General features: G+C 59.0%; 16 protein-coding genes. 10 read left to right on the top strand and 6 right to left on the bottom strand.

All coding sequences use genetic code 11. From position 1 onward, the window contains the following. Nucleotides 1-162 precede the first annotated feature (162 nt). Nucleotides 163-654, bottom strand: a complete 492-nt coding sequence (lrp, locus tag AB5Y51_RS02995) for a leucine-responsive transcriptional regulator Lrp (RefSeq protein ID WP_005300047.1) — start codon at nucleotides 652-654, stop codon at nucleotides 163-165. Nucleotides 655-804: 150 nt separating this feature from the next. Here lrp and ald point away from each other — a divergent pair, with 150 nt between their 5' ends. The 3 genes from ald to AB5Y51_RS03010 all read left to right on the top strand — a co-directional run bounded on the left by ald (nucleotide 805) and on the right by AB5Y51_RS03010 (nucleotide 4,354). Continuing rightward, nucleotides 805-1,920, top strand: coding sequence for an alanine dehydrogenase (gene ald / locus AB5Y51_RS03000; protein ID WP_010674517.1), 1,116 nt, complete (start codon nucleotides 805-807; stop codon nucleotides 1,918-1,920). 183 nt (nucleotides 1,921-2,103) lie between these two features. Next, nucleotides 2,104-3,054 (top strand): thioredoxin-disulfide reductase, encoded by a 951-nt coding sequence (gene trxB, locus AB5Y51_RS03005; RefSeq protein WP_010674516.1) that lies wholly within the window; start codon nucleotides 2,104-2,106, stop codon nucleotides 3,052-3,054. 58 nt (nucleotides 3,055-3,112) lie between these two features. Then, nucleotides 3,113-4,354 (top strand): diguanylate cyclase, encoded by a 1,242-nt coding sequence (locus AB5Y51_RS03010; RefSeq protein ID WP_029314438.1) that lies wholly within the window; start codon nucleotides 3,113-3,115, stop codon nucleotides 4,352-4,354. Nucleotides 4,355-4,437: 83 nt separating this feature from the next. Here AB5Y51_RS03010 and AB5Y51_RS03015 read toward each other — a convergent pair whose 3' ends face one another. Beyond that, entirely contained in the window at nucleotides 4,438-4,908 is a 471-nt protein-coding gene (locus AB5Y51_RS03015) for a glycine zipper 2TM domain-containing protein (RefSeq protein WP_010674514.1), read from the bottom strand. A gap of 17 nt (nucleotides 4,909-4,925) precedes the next feature. On the opposite strand from AB5Y51_RS03015, the gene aat reads away from it, so the two are divergent. The 3 genes from aat to infA all read left to right on the top strand — a co-directional run bounded on the left by aat (nucleotide 4,926) and on the right by infA (nucleotide 6,633). Next, entirely contained in the window at nucleotides 4,926-5,633 is a 708-nt protein-coding gene (gene aat / locus AB5Y51_RS03020) for a leucyl/phenylalanyl-tRNA--protein transferase (protein ID WP_279975804.1), read from the top strand. Continuing rightward, nucleotides 5,630-6,346, top strand: a complete 717-nt coding sequence (locus AB5Y51_RS03025; RefSeq protein ID WP_010674512.1) for an arginyltransferase — start codon at nucleotides 5,630-5,632, stop codon at nucleotides 6,344-6,346. Before aat ends, AB5Y51_RS03025 begins: the two co-directional genes overlap by 4 nt. Before the next feature lie 68 nt (nucleotides 6,347-6,414). Next, on the top strand, nucleotides 6,415-6,633 hold the full coding sequence (gene infA, locus AB5Y51_RS03030) for a translation initiation factor IF-1 (RefSeq protein WP_005300033.1): 219 nt from the start codon (nucleotides 6,415-6,417) through the stop codon (nucleotides 6,631-6,633). A gap of 69 nt (nucleotides 6,634-6,702) precedes the next feature. On the opposite strand, the gene clpA is transcribed toward infA, so the two are convergent. Then, entirely contained in the window at nucleotides 6,703-8,955 is a 2,253-nt protein-coding gene (gene clpA / locus AB5Y51_RS03035; RefSeq protein WP_010674511.1) for an ATP-dependent Clp protease ATP-binding subunit ClpA, read from the bottom strand. A gap of 60 nt (nucleotides 8,956-9,015) precedes the next feature. Continuing rightward, nucleotides 9,016-9,333 (bottom strand): ATP-dependent Clp protease adapter ClpS, encoded by a 318-nt coding sequence (clpS, locus tag AB5Y51_RS03040; protein ID WP_005325410.1) that lies wholly within the window; start codon nucleotides 9,331-9,333, stop codon nucleotides 9,016-9,018. 228 nt (nucleotides 9,334-9,561) lie between these two features. On the opposite strand from clpS, the gene cspD reads away from it, so the two are divergent. Next, nucleotides 9,562-9,780 carry a cold shock-like protein CspD gene (gene cspD / locus AB5Y51_RS03045; RefSeq protein ID WP_010674510.1) on the top strand — a complete coding sequence of 73 codons (219 nt, stop codon included), beginning with the start codon at nucleotides 9,562-9,564 and terminating at the stop codon, nucleotides 9,778-9,780. A gap of 116 nt (nucleotides 9,781-9,896) precedes the next feature. Here cspD and asd read toward each other — a convergent pair whose 3' ends face one another. Then, the gene (asd, locus tag AB5Y51_RS03050; RefSeq protein ID WP_104455834.1) at nucleotides 9,897-11,009 is read right to left on the bottom strand and encodes an aspartate-semialdehyde dehydrogenase; all 1,113 of its coding nucleotides are present in this window, start codon (nucleotides 11,007-11,009) and stop codon (nucleotides 9,897-9,899) included. 340 nt (nucleotides 11,010-11,349) lie between these two features. On the opposite strand from asd, the gene sugE reads away from it, so the two are divergent. Next, nucleotides 11,350-11,664, top strand: coding sequence for a quaternary ammonium compound efflux SMR transporter SugE (gene sugE, locus AB5Y51_RS03055; RefSeq protein ID WP_039039004.1), 315 nt, complete (start codon nucleotides 11,350-11,352; stop codon nucleotides 11,662-11,664). Between the two features lie 225 nt (nucleotides 11,665-11,889). Here sugE and AB5Y51_RS03060 read toward each other — a convergent pair whose 3' ends face one another. Continuing rightward, nucleotides 11,890-12,573 carry a B3/4 domain-containing protein gene (locus AB5Y51_RS03060; RefSeq protein ID WP_039039002.1) on the bottom strand — a complete coding sequence of 228 codons (684 nt, stop codon included), beginning with the start codon at nucleotides 12,571-12,573 and terminating at the stop codon, nucleotides 11,890-11,892. 330 nt (nucleotides 12,574-12,903) lie between these two features. On the opposite strand from AB5Y51_RS03060, the gene ycaO reads away from it, so the two are divergent. Further along, on the top strand, nucleotides 12,904-14,664 hold the full coding sequence (ycaO, locus tag AB5Y51_RS03065; protein ID WP_039039001.1) for a 30S ribosomal protein S12 methylthiotransferase accessory factor YcaO: 1,761 nt from the start codon (nucleotides 12,904-12,906) through the stop codon (nucleotides 14,662-14,664). 381 nt (nucleotides 14,665-15,045) lie between these two features. Continuing rightward, complete coding sequence (focA, locus tag AB5Y51_RS03070) at nucleotides 15,046-15,894, top strand: formate transporter FocA (RefSeq protein ID WP_368178044.1); 849 nt, start codon at nucleotides 15,046-15,048, stop codon at nucleotides 15,892-15,894.

Raw genomic sequence — 15,894 nt, forward strand, 5'->3', positions numbered from 1 at the left:
TGCGGGGATAGGGGGCCTAGTATCCCTGAAAAGCCCACCGATTGTCAGCCAGTGCCTGAGGGCGGGCCTGAAACTCTCTATAAGAAGAAACGAGCGGACCGGCCGCTCGTTTCTGACTATCGTGACTCGTCATGGAACTTGCAAGTCACAGCACAACCCCGCTTATCGGGTGCTGATCACCAGACGACTGCTCTGTTTGACCTCTTCCATCACCACGTAGGTGCGGGTGTCGTTGACGCCCGGCAGACGCAGCAGGGTTTCACCCAGCAGGCGGCGGTAAGCGGACATGTCGCTGACGCGGGTCTTGAGCAGATAGTCGAAATCACCGGACACCAGATGGCACTCCTGGATCTCTTCGAGCACCTGAACAGCCTTGTTGAACTGCTCGAACACATCGGGGGCGCCACGATTGAGGGTAATTTCCACGAACACCAGCAGAGACGCGTCCAGATAATGAGGGTTCAGAATGGCGGCATATCCTTCGATATACCCTTGTCGCTCCAGGCGACGAACCCGTTCCAGACACGGTGTGGGACTCAGGCCAACTCGTTTGGACAACTCAACGTTCGAAATCCTGCCATCCTTTTGCAGTTCATTCAGAATGTTGCGGTCAATCCTGTCCAAATCCTTTAGCCGACTCTTAGCTTCCATCATTTAATTCCATCCTTTGGCTATTTTTTGGTAAGAATCACCAGTCATTTTATAATAATGGTCACAAATCCTGTCAATACCTGAATATACTAGGCGCAAATGTCGCTTAACATCTAGGCAACATAAACCACCAATCGATAGACGAGGGATAGCATGATTATCGGTGTACCTAAGGAAATAAAAAACCATGAATATCGCGTAGGCATGGTTCCGGCCAGTGTACGTGAACTGACAGCACGAAACCATACTGTTTTCGTCCAAAGCGGCGCAGGAAATGGCATTGGGTTCAGTGACGCAGATTATCTGGCTGCCGGAGCCGAGATCCTGGCCTCCGCTGCCGAAGTTTTCGCCAAGGCGGAGATGATCGTCAAGGTCAAGGAACCCCAGGCAGTGGAACGGGCCATGCTGCGTCCCGGCCAGACCCTCTTTACCTATCTGCATCTGGCGCCGGACCTGGCCCAGACCCAGGATCTCATCGACAGTGGTGCCGTCTGCATCGCCTATGAAACCGTCACGGACGGTCGTGGCGGTCTGCCCCTGCTGGCCCCCATGTCGGAAGTGGCCGGACGCATGTCTATTCAGGCCGGTGCCCAGGCACTGGAGAAATCCCGTGGCGGCAGCGGCGTGCTGCTCGGCGGTGTGCCCGGTGTGGAACCGGCCAAGGTGGTGATCATCGGTGGTGGTGTGGTGGGCTCCAACGCAGCCCGCATGGCCGTCGGCCTGCGTGCCGACGTCACCATCCTCGACAACAACGTCGATACCCTGCGCCGTCTCGACAGCGAGTTCCAAGGGGCTGCCAAGGTGGTCTACTCCAACCGCGAGACCCTGGAGCGCCATCTGCTGGCGGCGGACCTGGTCATCGGCGGCGTGCTGGTGCCTGGCGCCACTGCGCCAAAACTTGTCAGCCGTGACCACATTGCTCGCATGAAACCCGGTGCAGCCATCGTGGACGTGGCCATCGACCAGGGCGGCTGTGTCGAGACCTCCCATGCCACCACCCATGAAGATCCCACCTTCATCGTCGACGAGGTGGTGCACTACTGCGTGGCCAACATGCCGGGTGCCGTGGCGCGGACCTCCACCGTGGCCCTGAACAACGCCACCCTCCCCTTCATCATCAAGCTGGCCGAACAGGGCTATCGCAACGCACTGCTCGCCGATCCCCACCTGTTGCACGGCCTGAACGTGATGGCGGGCAAAATCACCTGCAAGGAGGTTGCCGTGGCCCACAACCTGGCTTACACGGATCCCCTGACCCTGCTGAACTGATCGCGTCCCTGCAAAGGGAGGTAGATGAGTGAAAATCCGCCCGCGATGGGCGGTTTTTTTATGCCTGCCATCCCCGGCTCACCCCTCTTGTTGGCGATTGCCCCAATCGATGCGCTGGCCTTTGACCACGGATCACGAATTACCTACAATCGCGCAAACTCATCACGTCTCGGAAATCACATCATGAGCCAAGTCACTCACAGCAAACTGCTGATCCTGGGATCCGGCCCGGCAGGTTACACTGCGGCCGTCTATGCCGCTCGCGCCAACCTCAATCCCCTGCTCATCACCGGCATGCAGCAAGGTGGTCAGCTGACCACCACCACCGAAGTGGAAAACTGGCCAGGGGACGCGGAAGGGTTGACCGGCCCGGCCCTGATGGAGCGCATGAAAGAGCATGCAGAGAAGTTCGATACCCGCATCCTCTTTGATCACATCAATGAAGTGACGCTGACCGAACGTCCCTTCCGCCTCAAGGGCGACAACGGTGAATACACCTGCGATGCGCTGATCCTCGCCACCGGCGCCTCCGCCAAATACCTGGGTCTGCCCTCCGAAGAGGCTTTCAAGGGCCGCGGCGTCTCCGCCTGCGCCACCTGTGACGGCTTCTTCTACCGCAATCAGGAAGTGGCCGTGGTCGGCGGCGGCAACACCGCCGTGGAAGAGGCACTCTATCTGGCCAACATCGCCAAAAAAGTGCACCTCATCCATCGCCGCGACGAGTTCCGCGCCGAGAAGATCCTGATCAAGCGCCTCAACGACAAGGTCGAGAGCGGCAATATCGTCCTACACACCCATCAGACCCTCGACGAAGTACTGGGTGACGACATGGGCGTCACCGGCGTGCGCCTGCGCAGCACCCGGGATGACACCACCTCCGAGCTGCCGCTGATGGGGGTCTTCATCGCCATCGGTCACCAGCCCAACACCCAGATCTTCGAAGGGCAGCTGGCGATGGAAAACGGCTATCTGAAAGTGCGTGGCGGACTGGAAGGGTTCGCAACCCAGACCAGCATCCCGGGCGTGTTCGCCGCCGGCGACGTGGCCGACCACGTCTACCGCCAGGCGATCACCTCCGCAGGGACCGGCTGCATGGCCGCCCTCGATGCTGAGCGATATCTGGACGCACAATAATCGGAAGGATATAAAGGGCATGCCAGTTGGCATGCCCTTTTTTATTGCAAGGAGCAGGATGAAACGAAAAATAATGATAGTGGAAGACAGCCTGACGGTACGCCGCATGCTGACCCAGGCCATTGCGCAACAGACCGGGCTGGAAATCGACGCCTTCGATACCCTTGAAGGGGCTCGCGATTGCCATGGGGAAGATTATGTGGTCGCCTTGGTGGATCTTACCCTGCCGGACGCCCCCGGTGGAGAGGCTGTCAATGTGCTGAGGGAGCGTGGGCTGCCGGTGGTGATCCTGACGGCCGACATCAGCGAAGAGAAGCGGGAAGCCTGGCTGGAGGCCGGGGTGCTGGACTACGTGATGAAGGATTCACGTCACTCCCTGCAATATGCCGTCGGTCTGGTGCACCGCCTCTACCTCAACCAGGCCATCGAAGTCTTGGTGGTCGACGATTCACGCACCTCCCGTCACCGCACCGCGGCCCAGTTGCGCAAGCAGTTGTTGCAGGTGCACGAGGCCAATTCAGCCCGCGATGCGCTGGCGCAGCTCGAGCAGCACCCCGCCATTCGCCTGATGCTGGTGGACTACTACATGCCGGAGATCGACGGCATCAGCCTGGTGCGAATGCTGCGCGAGCGCTACAGCAAGCAGCAGCTCGCCATCATCGGCATCTCGGTGTCGGACAAACACGGCCTCTCGGCACGCTACCTCAAGCAAGGGGCGAATGATTTTCTCAATCAGCCCTTTGAACCCGAGGAGCTGCAGTGCCGGGTCAGCCACAACCTGGAGGCCCTTGAGCAGTTCAACAACATCCAGGAATCGGCCAACCGAGACTACCTGACCGGGCTTTACAACAGACGTTACTGGTTCAACGAGGGTCAAAAGTGGTTCGAGGAGCATCAGCGCCATCAGGCGCAGCTCTCCCTGTGCGTGCTCGACGTGGATCACTTCAAGCAGGTCAATGATCACTGGGGGCACGCCATCGGCGATCAGCTGCTCTGTCATCTGGCCAGGCTGCTCACCCAGTTCTTCCCGGATGCCATGATAGCCCGATTCGGTGGCGAAGAATTTGCCCTGATGGTGCCACACTGCCCCGTTCCCGTGCTGCTCAAGCGACTGGAAGGGCTTCGTCTGCAAATGCGTCAGCAACCGCTGTCGCGGGAGATATCGCTCTTTGTACGCGCCAGTTTCGGCGTCATCAATGTCGGGCGGCTCTCCATGGACGAGGCGCTGAGCGAGGCAGATCGCCAGTTGTATCAGGCAAAGAATACCGGGCGAGACAAGATAGTCTGTCAGGACGTCTGAGCAAGCATCAGCAGAGACACTCCGTGTAGTACCGCCCGGCGCCCCTTGTGTGGTGGCCGCCGGGTCAATCCCTTCTTCACCGTTCAATAGGTCTTGTCGACTCGCACCCCATCGTTGAAATAGAGGATGCGCACCTTGTCGCCCTGCGCAAAGACCATGGCCGGATCGTAATCCTGGATCACGTTGATGAGCCCGTTCTGCTCGTTGCGGATCAGCAGCTCCACCAGCTTGTTCTCCACCACGCTGCCCCCTGACTGAAACTGCTGCACTGCCGCCGCTCCCGCCAGCGCCCCGACCGCAGTAGCAATCTCCCGCCCGTGCCCACCGCCAAACTGGTTCCCGAGCAGCCCGCCAAGCACGGCCCCTCCCAGCGTTTTCCAGCCGGAATGCTCTGATTCCACCATCTGGCGCTGGGTGATGTTGCGCACCGCATCCACCTGGCCGAAGACCACCTGCTCCACCGGACGCGCCGTGTTGCGTTCATACACCGCACTCCAGGCCGGCGCCGTGACAAAGCCAAGCAAGCTGGATACTATCAGGATAATGGCCTTCATCTATGAACCTCTGCCTTATGTCTCGCTATCTTACCGAACTGGATGATGAGCTGTGCTGGTTTCCCTCCCCCAGCCATGCGCTGGAAGAGCCCAACGGGCTGCTCGCGATTGGGGGAGATCTCTCCCCCGCTCGATTGCTGGCAGCTTACCACAGCGGGATCTTTCCGTGGAATGAACCCCATCAGCCACTGCTGTGGTGGTCACCGGACCCCAGGGGAGTCATCGTGCCCGAGGAACTCCACATCGGCCGCAGCCTGCAGAAGTGTTTGCGCCGCACCCCCTTCGAGATTTACATCAATCGCGCCTTTGATGACGTCATTGCAGCCTGCGCCGCGCCTCGTCGCACCGCCAGCGGCACCTGGATAAGTGCCCCCATGATCGACGCCTATCGGCGCCTTCATCGCCTCGGTCATGCCCACTCCATCGAGATCTGGCAGGATGATCAGTTGCAGGCAGGCCTCTATGGCCTCTCCCTGGGCCGACTCTTTTGTGGTGAATCCATGTTCAGCCGCATCGACAATGGCGCCAAACTGGCCATGGTGGCCCTCTGTCGCCACTTTGCAGGGCACGGCGGTGCCCTCATCGACTGCCAGATGCAAAACGACTTTCTGGTCACGCTGGGCGTCCAGGAGTGGCCAAGGCAGCGCTTTCTGACCACCCTGGCCACCCTGACCCGGCAACCGTTGCAAGAGGGATGCTGGCAACCGAGGAGAATCAGCCTATGAGTGAAGAAGTGATCCTCAAGGTCGGGCTGACCCCCAGGCACCCGTGCAGCTACCTCGGTCACGAGCAGGAGCAGTTGCTGGTCCTGATGGACCATGAATTGCTCAACGCCGCCGGGTACGAACGGCTGCTGACGGCAGGATTCCGGCGCAGTGGCAACGACATCTATCGTCCTCACTGCCCCGCCTGCAGCGCCTGCCAATCCTTGCGCATACACAGTGAACGCTTCACCCCGAGCCGTGGGCAGAAACGCATCCGCCAGTTGAACCGAGATCTCGAACTCGTACTGAGCTATGACGACAAGCCCGAGTATTACCAGCTCTATGAACGCTATATCCGTGAGCGTCATCGGGATGGCAGCATGTATCCTCCGAGCCGGACCCAATACAAGGGATTCCTGCACTGCGACTGGATGCCCCCCCTCTATCTGGAGATGCGCAAGGAGGGACGCCTCATCGGCGTGGCCACCACGGATCTGCTTCCCCACTCTCTGAGCGCCATGTACACCTTCTTCGACCCCGACTATGCCGACCGGTCGCTCGGCACCTTCGCCATCCTGAGCCAGTTGGAACTGGCCAGACGTACCGGTCGTCAGTGGCTCTATCTGGGGTATCTGGTGGAGGAGTGTCGCAAGATGAATTACAAGCGCCAATACCTGCCCCATGAGCTGCTGGTACAGGGCGAATGGAAAAAAATCGACACCAAGCCCGAGTAAACTTTACACATAGCCTTAAATCCGGCATGATCCAGCGGTTTTTTGTTGTGGCTTATCAAGAGGATTCAATGGCTAAAGAAGACAGTATTGAGATGCAGGGTACCATTCTCGAAACCTTGCCCAATACCATGTTCCGTGTGGAACTGGAAAATGGTCACGTGGTTATCGCTCATATTTCCGGCAAGATGCGCAAAAACTACATCCGTATCCTGACTGGGGACAAAGTAACGGTGGCTCTGACTCCGTACGATCTCTCCAAGGGACGTATTGTTTTCCGCTCTCGCTAAGCCAGGAATTCAGCAAAAAACCCCAGCCTCTCGGTTGGGGTTTTTTGTCATTTCCGGCCTTGCTCACAGTCAGTGAGAGACAGCTTCAACGTTGACCTGAAAATCAAAGCTGAGGCTGTTGTTCACCAGCTCGACCTTCACAATGCCGCCATCGACCAGGGAACCAAACAGGATCTCGTTGGCCAGGGGCTTCTTGAGGTGCTCCTGAATGACCCGGCCCATGGGTCTTGCTCCCATTGCCCTGTCATACCCTTTCTCTGCCAACCAGTGGCGCGCCTCTTCAGACACCTCCAGTGAAACGCCCTTGGCATCCAGCTGAACCTGCAGCTCGACGATGAACTTGTCGACCACCTGATGGATCACTCCCATGTCGAGATGGTTGAACCAGATGGTGTGATCGAGCCGGTTGCGGAACTCCGGACTGAACGTCTTGTTGATCACCGCCATGGCATCGTGGCTCATGTCCTGCTGCTGGAAGCCGATGGACTTGCGCTGGGTTTCCTGAACCCCTGCGTTGGTGGTCATCACCAGGATCACATTGCGAAAATCTGCCTTGCGCCCGTTGTTGTCCGTCAGGGTACCGTTGTCCATCACCTGCAGCAGCAGGTTGAAGACATCCGGGTGCGCCTTCTCGATCTCGTCAAGCAGCACGACGGAGTGCGGATGCTTGAGGACGGAGTCGGTCAACAGCCCTCCCTGCTCGAATCCCACGTAACCGGGAGGAGCCCCGATCAACCGGGACACGGTATGGCGTTCCATGTATTCCGACATGTCAAATCGCAATACCTCGACCCCGAGCGCCTTGCCCAGTTGCTGGGTCACTTCGGTCTTGCCCACCCCGGTCGGGCCGGCAAACAGGAAGCAGCCCACAGGCCGGCGTTCGTTGCCAAGCCCTGAACGTGACAACCGAATGGCATCGGTCAGCACCTCGATGGCCTTGTCCTGCCCGAACACCACCATCTTGAGATTGCGCTCCAGATTCTTCAGCACCTCCTTGTCGGAGGAGGAGACAGATTTCTCGGGAATACGGGCAATCTTGGCAACAATGGCCTCGATTTCCGGCACATTGATCACCTTCTTGCGCTTGCTGACGGGCAAGAGGCGTTGCCCTGCACCCGCTTCGTCGATGACGTCGATGGCCTTGTCAGGCAGATGGCGATCATTGATGTACTTGGCGGAGAGCTCCACCGCCGCCCGGATCGCCTTGACGGTGTAACGCACGCCATGGTGAGACTCATAACGGCTCTTGAGTCCCATCAGAATGCGAGTGGTGTCGTCTACTGTGGGTTCGACGATGTCGATCTTCTGGAAGCGACGAGCCAGAGCCCTGTCCTTCTCGAAGATCTGGGCATATTCCTGGTAGGTGGTGGAGCCCACGCAGCGCAGCAGACCATTGGAGAGCAGCGGCTTGATGAGGTTGGCCGCATCCAGCTGGCCACCGGAAGCCGCACCAGCGCCAATGATGGTGTGGATCTCGTCGATGAAGAGGATGGCCCCCTCCTGACGTTCGATCTGCTTGAGCAGCACCTTGAGGCGCTTCTCGAAGTCACCTCGATACTTGGTGCCCGCCAGCAGGGAACCCATGTCCAGGGAGTAGATGGTGCTACCCGCAATCACCTCGGGCACATCCCCCTTGACGATACGGTAGGCAAGCCCTTCGGCGATGGCGGTCTTGCCCACCCCGGCTTCCCCGACCAGCAAGGGGTTGTTCTTGCGACGGCGGCACAATACCTGAATGGTGCGATTGAGCTCCTGATCACGGCCGATGAGCGGGTCGATACGCCCCTCCAGCACCAGCTGGTTGAGGTTGGTGGCAAAGCTTTCTATCTGGGCAGAGGATACCTCGTCATCAGATTCAGCATTGTTGCCACCACTCTCGGGCTTGTTGTCCTTGCGCACCCCGTGGGACAGGAAGTTCACCACATCCAGGCGGCTTATTTCGGCTTTTTTCAGGAAGTAGGCGGCCTGGGACTCTTGTTCGCTGAAGATGGCGACCAGGACATTGGCACCGCTCACCTCGGTATTACCCGACGACTGGACATGGAAGACGGCACGTTGCAGCACGCGCTGGAAGCCCAGCGTCGGCTGGGTTTCCCTGTCTTCGTCGTCACGGGGGATGAGCGGGGTCGTTTGATTGATGAAGGCGCGGATCTCTTTGCGCATCTGTTCCACATCCGCACCACATGAACTCAGCGCCTCATGGGCTGAGCTGTTATCCAGCAGGGCCAACAACAGGTGCTCGACGGTCATGAATTCGTGGCGCTCGTCACGGGCCAGCTTGAAAGCCTCGTTCAGCGTCTTTTCTAGATCTTTGTTCAACATAGGCACCTCCCCTCAGTACAGCAACAATGCGGTGTCGTTATCGCCATCAAGTCATCAGATTCAAGCCTTTTCCATGGTACATAGCAGTGGATGTTCGTTGTTACGTGAATAGGTGTTGACCTGGACCACTTTGGTCTCGGCAATCTCGGCGGTAAATGTGCCGCAGACTCCCTTACCACTATAATGCACGCTCAGCATCACCTGAGTGGCCTTCTCCAGATCCATACCAAAGAACCTTTGCAGCACCTCCACCACGAACTCCATCGGTGTGTAGTCGTCGTTGTTCAGGACGACCTTGTACATGGGTGGCGGTTGCAGCTTCGTTTTCTCTGCCTCTGCAATCTCTTCATTAGCAAAGAGTTCTTTCTGCTTGCTCATAGTTGCGCTTTGGTACCTCTAGATTACTACCGTGTCGCTCAAGATTGTCAATAGACTTGTTAACCAGATCACATCGGTTGTTAACAACTTCTTGACTCGCTTAAAAGTTGGACTAGATTGGTTACTTGCTAATCGGCGCCCGTCTGCTACGGGGTCATGCCCTAGTTATATAAGGCTGGCGCAGGTTACTCAACGACTTCAGGGTAATCAATAAAAGGATGTAGATGTATGGCAACCGGAACAGTCAAGTGGTTCAACAACGCAAAAGGATTTGGGTTTATCTGTCCGGAAGGCGGTGGTGAAGACATCTTCGCTCACTACTCCACGATTCAAATGGAAGGTTACAAGACCTTGAAAGCAGGTCAGGCAGTCAACTTTGAACTGCAGCAGGGGCCGAAAGGAAATCATGCCTCTGTCATCGTGCCAAACGAAGCACAGAACATCTAAGAGTCAAACTGGATAAATTAAAAAGCGGCATCCCAAGGGATGCCGCTTTTTTATGGACAGGCACGAAGAGGGGAACAAGAAAGGCCAGGCCTTCCTTGTTCCCTGCTGCAGCTACCTCAGCGGGCCAGCAGGATGTTCAGCATGCGACGCAGCGGCTCGGCGGCGCCCCACAGCAGTTGGTCACCCACGGTGAAGGCGGCCAGGTACTCCGGGCCCATGTTGAGCTTGCGCAGACGACCCACCGGGATGCTGAGGGTGCCAGTAACGGCAGCCGGGGTCAGCTCGCGGGCGGTGATGTCGCGATCGTTGGGGATCACCTTGACCCAGTCGTTGTGGGCGGCCAGCAGGGCTTCGATCTCGGCCAAGGGCACATCTTTTTTCAGCTTGATGGTGAAGGCCTGGCTGTGGCAGCGCAGAGCGCCGATCCGCACGCACAGACCATCCACCGGGATGGCTGCACCGTCGATGCCGAGGATCTTGTTGGTCTCAGCCTGACCCTTCCACTCTTCGCGGCTCTGGCCGTTGTCGAGCTTGGTGTCGATCCAGGGAATGAGGCCACCGGCCAGCGGCACACCGAAATTGTCCACCGGCAGGGTGCCGGAGCGGGTCTTCTCGGTGATCTTGCGCTCGATGTCGAGGATGGCGGAGGCGGGATCCGCCAGCTCCACCGCCACTTCATCCCGCAGCATGCCCATCTGGGTGACCAGCTCGCGCATATGGCGGGCACCACCACCGGAGGCCGCCTGATAGGTGGCCACGCTCACCCACTCCACCAGATCGGCCTTGAACAGGCCACCCAGGGCCAGCAGCATCAGGCTGACGGTGCAGTTGCCGCCAACGAAAGTCTTGATGCCGTTGTTCAGGGCATCTTCAATGACGTCGCCGTTGACCGGATCCAGGATGATAACGGCGTCCTTCTCCATGCGCAGGGAGGAGGCGGCATCAATCCAGTAGCCCTGCCAGCCGGCGGCTTTCAGGCGCGGATAGACATCCTTGGTGTAGTCGCCGCCCTGGGCGGTGATGATGACGTCCTGCGCGGCCAGCGCCTCGAGATCGAAGGCGTCCTGCAGGGTGCCGGCATCGACGCCAAAATTGGGGGCGGCCTCACCGGCCTGGGAGGTGGTGAAGAAGGTGGGTTGAATGCGGGCAAAATCCTTCTCTTCCTGCATCCGGCTCATCAACACCGAACCCACCATGCCACGCCAACCGACCAAACCTACTTTTTTCATAATGTCCTACCCTGGATAGCTGCTTATAGAAATCGTGTGTGGTACCCGTGACCCCCTGCCTTGGCGCCAGCCGTTTACAAGGGATTCACAATATATGAGTTGCAAAAAATGCGTCTGTCCACATTACGGATTGTGACGGCGGGCGCAAGTCGAATTGCGCAATATTCTGTGCCATTCGCTGCAATATCCGTCGGCCTGGCCGACCTGCGGGTAGCCGGTTGGCATCCTGCCTCCAGTTGGGGCATCATTGAGACCGACCGGCAGCCCCGCTGCCCCTCGGGGACGGCCCCGAGGCCTCCTGATACGCAGGGACGACCCTGCTTCCTGCGGAATCTGCCTTATGTCCTGGTTGCTCCTGCTGTTGGCCGGCCTGTTCGAGGTCGCCTGGGCCATCGGCCTCAAATACACCGACGGTTTCAGCCGTCCCCTCCCCACCCTGCTGACCCTGATCGCCATGGGGGTGAGCGTGCTGCTGCTCGCCATGGCGGTCAAACAGTTGCCCCTTGGTACCGCCTATGCGGTCTGGACCGGCATCGGCGCGGTCGGCACCGTGCTGATGGGGATCTGGCTGTTCAACGAACCGGCCACCCTGGCCCGGGTGCTCTGCCTGCTGCTCATCATCGTCGGCATTCTGGGGTTGAAGTTCATCGGTTAGGCACGCTGAAAGGGCCGGGTACACCGGCCCCGACGTGGCAAGCTCCAGGGGGCGATGTCAGCCCGGCATGTTGCCGTGTTTCTCTTCCGCTGGTGTGTTGGCAGGCGGTGGGGAAAGGCGGGTGACACAGACGTGACGTGGCGCGTGATGGCGAGCAGGATCCGCCCCATGACCGCCCGGGCGAGCATGGGGTGCCTCCTTTTATCTTTTCGTCTGCTCCTTCAATCACTCCACCAGCGTCTGCTCGATGCGGGCCCCAGGCATCATCTGCGTGAGACCGGCAATCAGCCTGTCACCGGCCTCCCACAAGGCCGTGCGCGGCATCGGCGGCAGACACTCCAGAATGAACCACATCCGGGGGGAAGAGAGGCTCAGGCGAGTGCGGATCCCCTGGCGCCAGTTCCAGCGGCGACAGGTGACGCCGAGATCGTCCCGCCACACCACCTCTCCGGGAGCCGGTGCCTCCTGGGTTGGCAGCCCTTCTTTGAGGGTGTCAAAGCATTCGCTGCCATCGGCAATCACCAGGCGCGGCGCTCCCACATAGGCCGCCAGATCCTCCCCGCCCACGGGAATGGCATACTCGATGCTGATGGCGTTGTAGAGATCCACCACGGGATCGATGGCGGGCAAGACGCCATCGCGCAGCACCCGCTTGCGCAGTGCCTGGGCCGAGCAGGGCGTGCGGGCAGGCTTGGCGCCAAACCCCTTGAACACCTGATCCCAGGCGGCCAGATGTTCAAGGGCCCAGGGGGCCTCGTCGGTGCCAAGGGCCGCACATGCCCGGGCCAGGGCCCGCTCCCCCACCAGAGTGTCAATCACGGGAGCGGCTTCCACCACGATGCTGAGGGCACAAAAGCCCGGCGCCAACCTGGCTATCTCGGGGTCGATACGGGGGATCATCGGGAACATTCAGCACTCCTGGTCAAGGCTCATCAAGACGGGGGGGGGGGAACGGGCGCAGGTGCTCCCTCTTTTCCTCCCCCCACCAATGGTTGACGCCATGATGAAGGGCACAGGGTCATAATAAAATTTACTTTATCTTAATTATGTTAAGTAAAACTGATGACCCAACCCTCTTTCCCATGAAAAATCGCCGCAGCGCACCGCCCGGCCCCACTACCACACCCCGCCCATCCAATGCAGACCTGGGCAAGCCCACACCATTGCCCTGGCCGCTTTCCCCGTCACTCATGCTATTATCTGCGTCCAAACATGAGCCCATAAAATCAGGACATTGTGATGACCGACCACACTTTTATTCCCGGCAAGGACGCAGCGCTGGAAGACTCCATCGAACGCTTCCAGACCAAGCTGCAAGCCCTGGGGTTTGATATCGAAGAGGCCTCCTGGCTCAACCCCGTGCCCAACGTCTGGTCCGTGCACATCCGGGACAAGGAGTGCGCCCTCTGCTTCACCAACGGCAAGGGTGCCAGCAAGAAGGCGGCGCTCGCCTCCGCCCTTGGCGAGTATTTCGAGCGTCTCTCCACCAACTACTTCTTCGCCGACTTCTACCTGGGCGAGCAGGTCGCCAATGGCGACTTCGTCCACTACCCGAACGAGAAGTGGTTCCCCATCGAGGGGGATCAGCTTCCCACTGGTCTGCTCGACTCCTTCACCCGCAAGTTCTACAACCCGGACGGGGAAGTGACCGCCGACATGCTGGTGGACCTGCAATCCGGCAATGAGGAGCGCGGCATCGTCGCCCTGCCCTTCGAGCGCCAGTCCGACCGCCAGACCGTCTACATCCCGATGAACATCGTCGGCAACCTGTATGTTTCCAACGGCATGAGTGCCGGCAACACCCGCACCGAGGCCCGCACCCAGGGGTTGTCGGAGGTGTTCGAGCGCCACGTGAAGAACAAGATCATCGCCGAGGCCATCAGCCTGCCCCAGATCCCGGGCGAGGTGATCGCCCGTTACCCGGGCATCAAGGCGTCCATCGATGCACTGGAGGCCGAAGGCTTCCCCATCTACAGCTTCGATGCCTCCCTCGGCGGCCGTTATCCGGTCATCTGCGTGGTGCTGCTCAACCCGAGCAACGGCACCTGCTTTGCCTCCTTCGGCGCCCACCCGCGCTTCGAGGTCGCCTTCGAGCGCACCGTCACCGAACTGCTGCAAGGGCGCAGCCTCAAGGATCTGGACGTCTTCGTGCCGCCGTCGTTCGACAACGAGCAGGTGGCGGATCACCACAACCTGGAGACCCACTTCATCGACTCCTCAGGCCTCATCAGCTGGGATCTGTTCAAGGAAGAGTCCGACTTCGAGTTTGCCGACTGGGACTTCCGTGGCACCTCGCAAGAGGAGTTCGACCACCTGATCGGCATCTTCCACGAGCTGGAGCAGCCGGTCTACATCGCCGACTACGAGCACCTGGGTGTCTACGCCTGCCGTATCCTGGTGCCCGGCATGTCCGACATCTATCCGGTGGAAGATCTGCTGCTGGCCAATAACACCATGGGGGCCCACCTGCGGGAGACCATCCTGGCGCTGCCGGCGCTCGAGTGGGACGCAGAGCAGTACATGGCCCTGTTCGACCAGCTGGATGAAGAGGGTCACGACGAGCGCACCCGGGTACGCGAGCTGCTCGGCATCGCCGCCGCCAAGGGCACTGCCCTGCACACCCTGCGCGTCGGTGAGCTCAAAGCCATGCTGGCGCTGGCCGCTGGTGACCTGGAGAGCGCCCTCGACCTCATCGACTGGACCATGGAGTTCAACCAGTCGGTGTTCCCGGCGGATCGCGCCGCTTACTACCGCGCCCTGCGCGCCTGCGTCGAGCTTTTCCTCGACGAGGAACGCGACCCCGAGCAGTACCGCCCGGTGTTCGCCCGCATGTTCGGGGAAGAGACCCTGGCACAGGCGTGGGCCAACGCCCGCGGCGAGGCGCGCTTCCACGGTCTGGAAGCCGCCGATCTCTCCCTCTCCCAGTTCCCGCTGCACCAGAAACTGCTGGCCGCTTACGAGAAATTGCAAAAAGCCAAACGAATCCATACCTGGAACTGATATGCTAGCGTGACGAAGGGGCCTTATGGCCCCTTCTGTTTTATGGTCTACGCTTTGGCTGGCCGTGCCACAAAGATGAAATAAAAGACAAAAAATACCTCTTAGGGGGTTGTTAATTTGGCACTCATGGTGCAGTGCGGCTGCACAGGTGCCTTGCCGGTACGTTTTTCAGGGTGTCCTTTATAAGTTCTTAAAAATCATAAAATTAATAACAGACTCATTTCTGTTTCACCTGAAACCTGGTGTAAAGAAACGCTTCCGGATGGCGAAAAATCCTGTAGTAAAATTACATTCACAATCTGTAATTCTTGATCGGAGTCAATTTTGGGGATCAGCCCCTTTGTTATGATTTCCACAGGCAAAATATGCAGGTACTGAGAATTGAAAGCAGAATCTCCCTTTGATTGTCTGAAGCCCGAAGCCATCGCCGCCCTGGCCGAAGACATTACCTATGCCAAGGCCACCAAGCCCGCATACAAGGTCATTCCCCTGGCCATCACCGCTGGCGCCTTCATCGCCATCGCCTTCGTCTTCTATATCACCGTCACCACGGGCTCAAGCGGCATGGCCTGGGGCATGTCCAAGCTGGTGGGCGGCATCTGCTTCTCCCTCGGTCTCATCCTCTGCGTCCTGCTCGGCGCCGAACTGTTCACCTCCACTACCCTCACTCTGGTAGTCAAGGCGGCGAATCGCATCAGCTGGGCCCAGCTGCTCAAGAACTGGGGACTAGTCTACTTCGGCAACCTCATCGGCGGTCTCATCATCGTCGGCCTCATCATCATGTCGGCGGAATACATGGCAGCGGATGGTCAGTGGGGTCTGAACGCCATGAAAGTGGCCCAGCACAAGATCCATCACACCTTCTTCGAGGCCGTGGCTCTTGGCATCCTCTGCAACCTCATGGTGTGTCTCGCCGTGTGGATGGCCTTCGGCGCCCGCAGCGCCACCGACAAGGTGATGGTGATGTTGCTCCCCGTCGCCATGTTCGTGGCCTCCGGTTTTGAGCACAGCATCGCAAACATGTTTATGATCCCGGTCGGTATCGCCATCCACAGCGTCGCGAGCCCGGAATTCTGGCAGGCCATCGGCCAGGATCCGGCAACCTTTGCCGACCTGACCGTGTCCAACTTCGTCCTGCACAACCTCATCCCTGTCACCATAGGTAATATCATTGGTGGTGGCGTCATGGTTGGGCTGACTTACTGGTTTATCTTCCGTCGCCATCATTAA

The organism is Aeromonas sp. R7-1 (assembly GCF_040908115.1).
Lineage (GTDB): Bacteria > Pseudomonadota > Gammaproteobacteria > Enterobacterales > Aeromonadaceae > Aeromonas > Aeromonas caviae.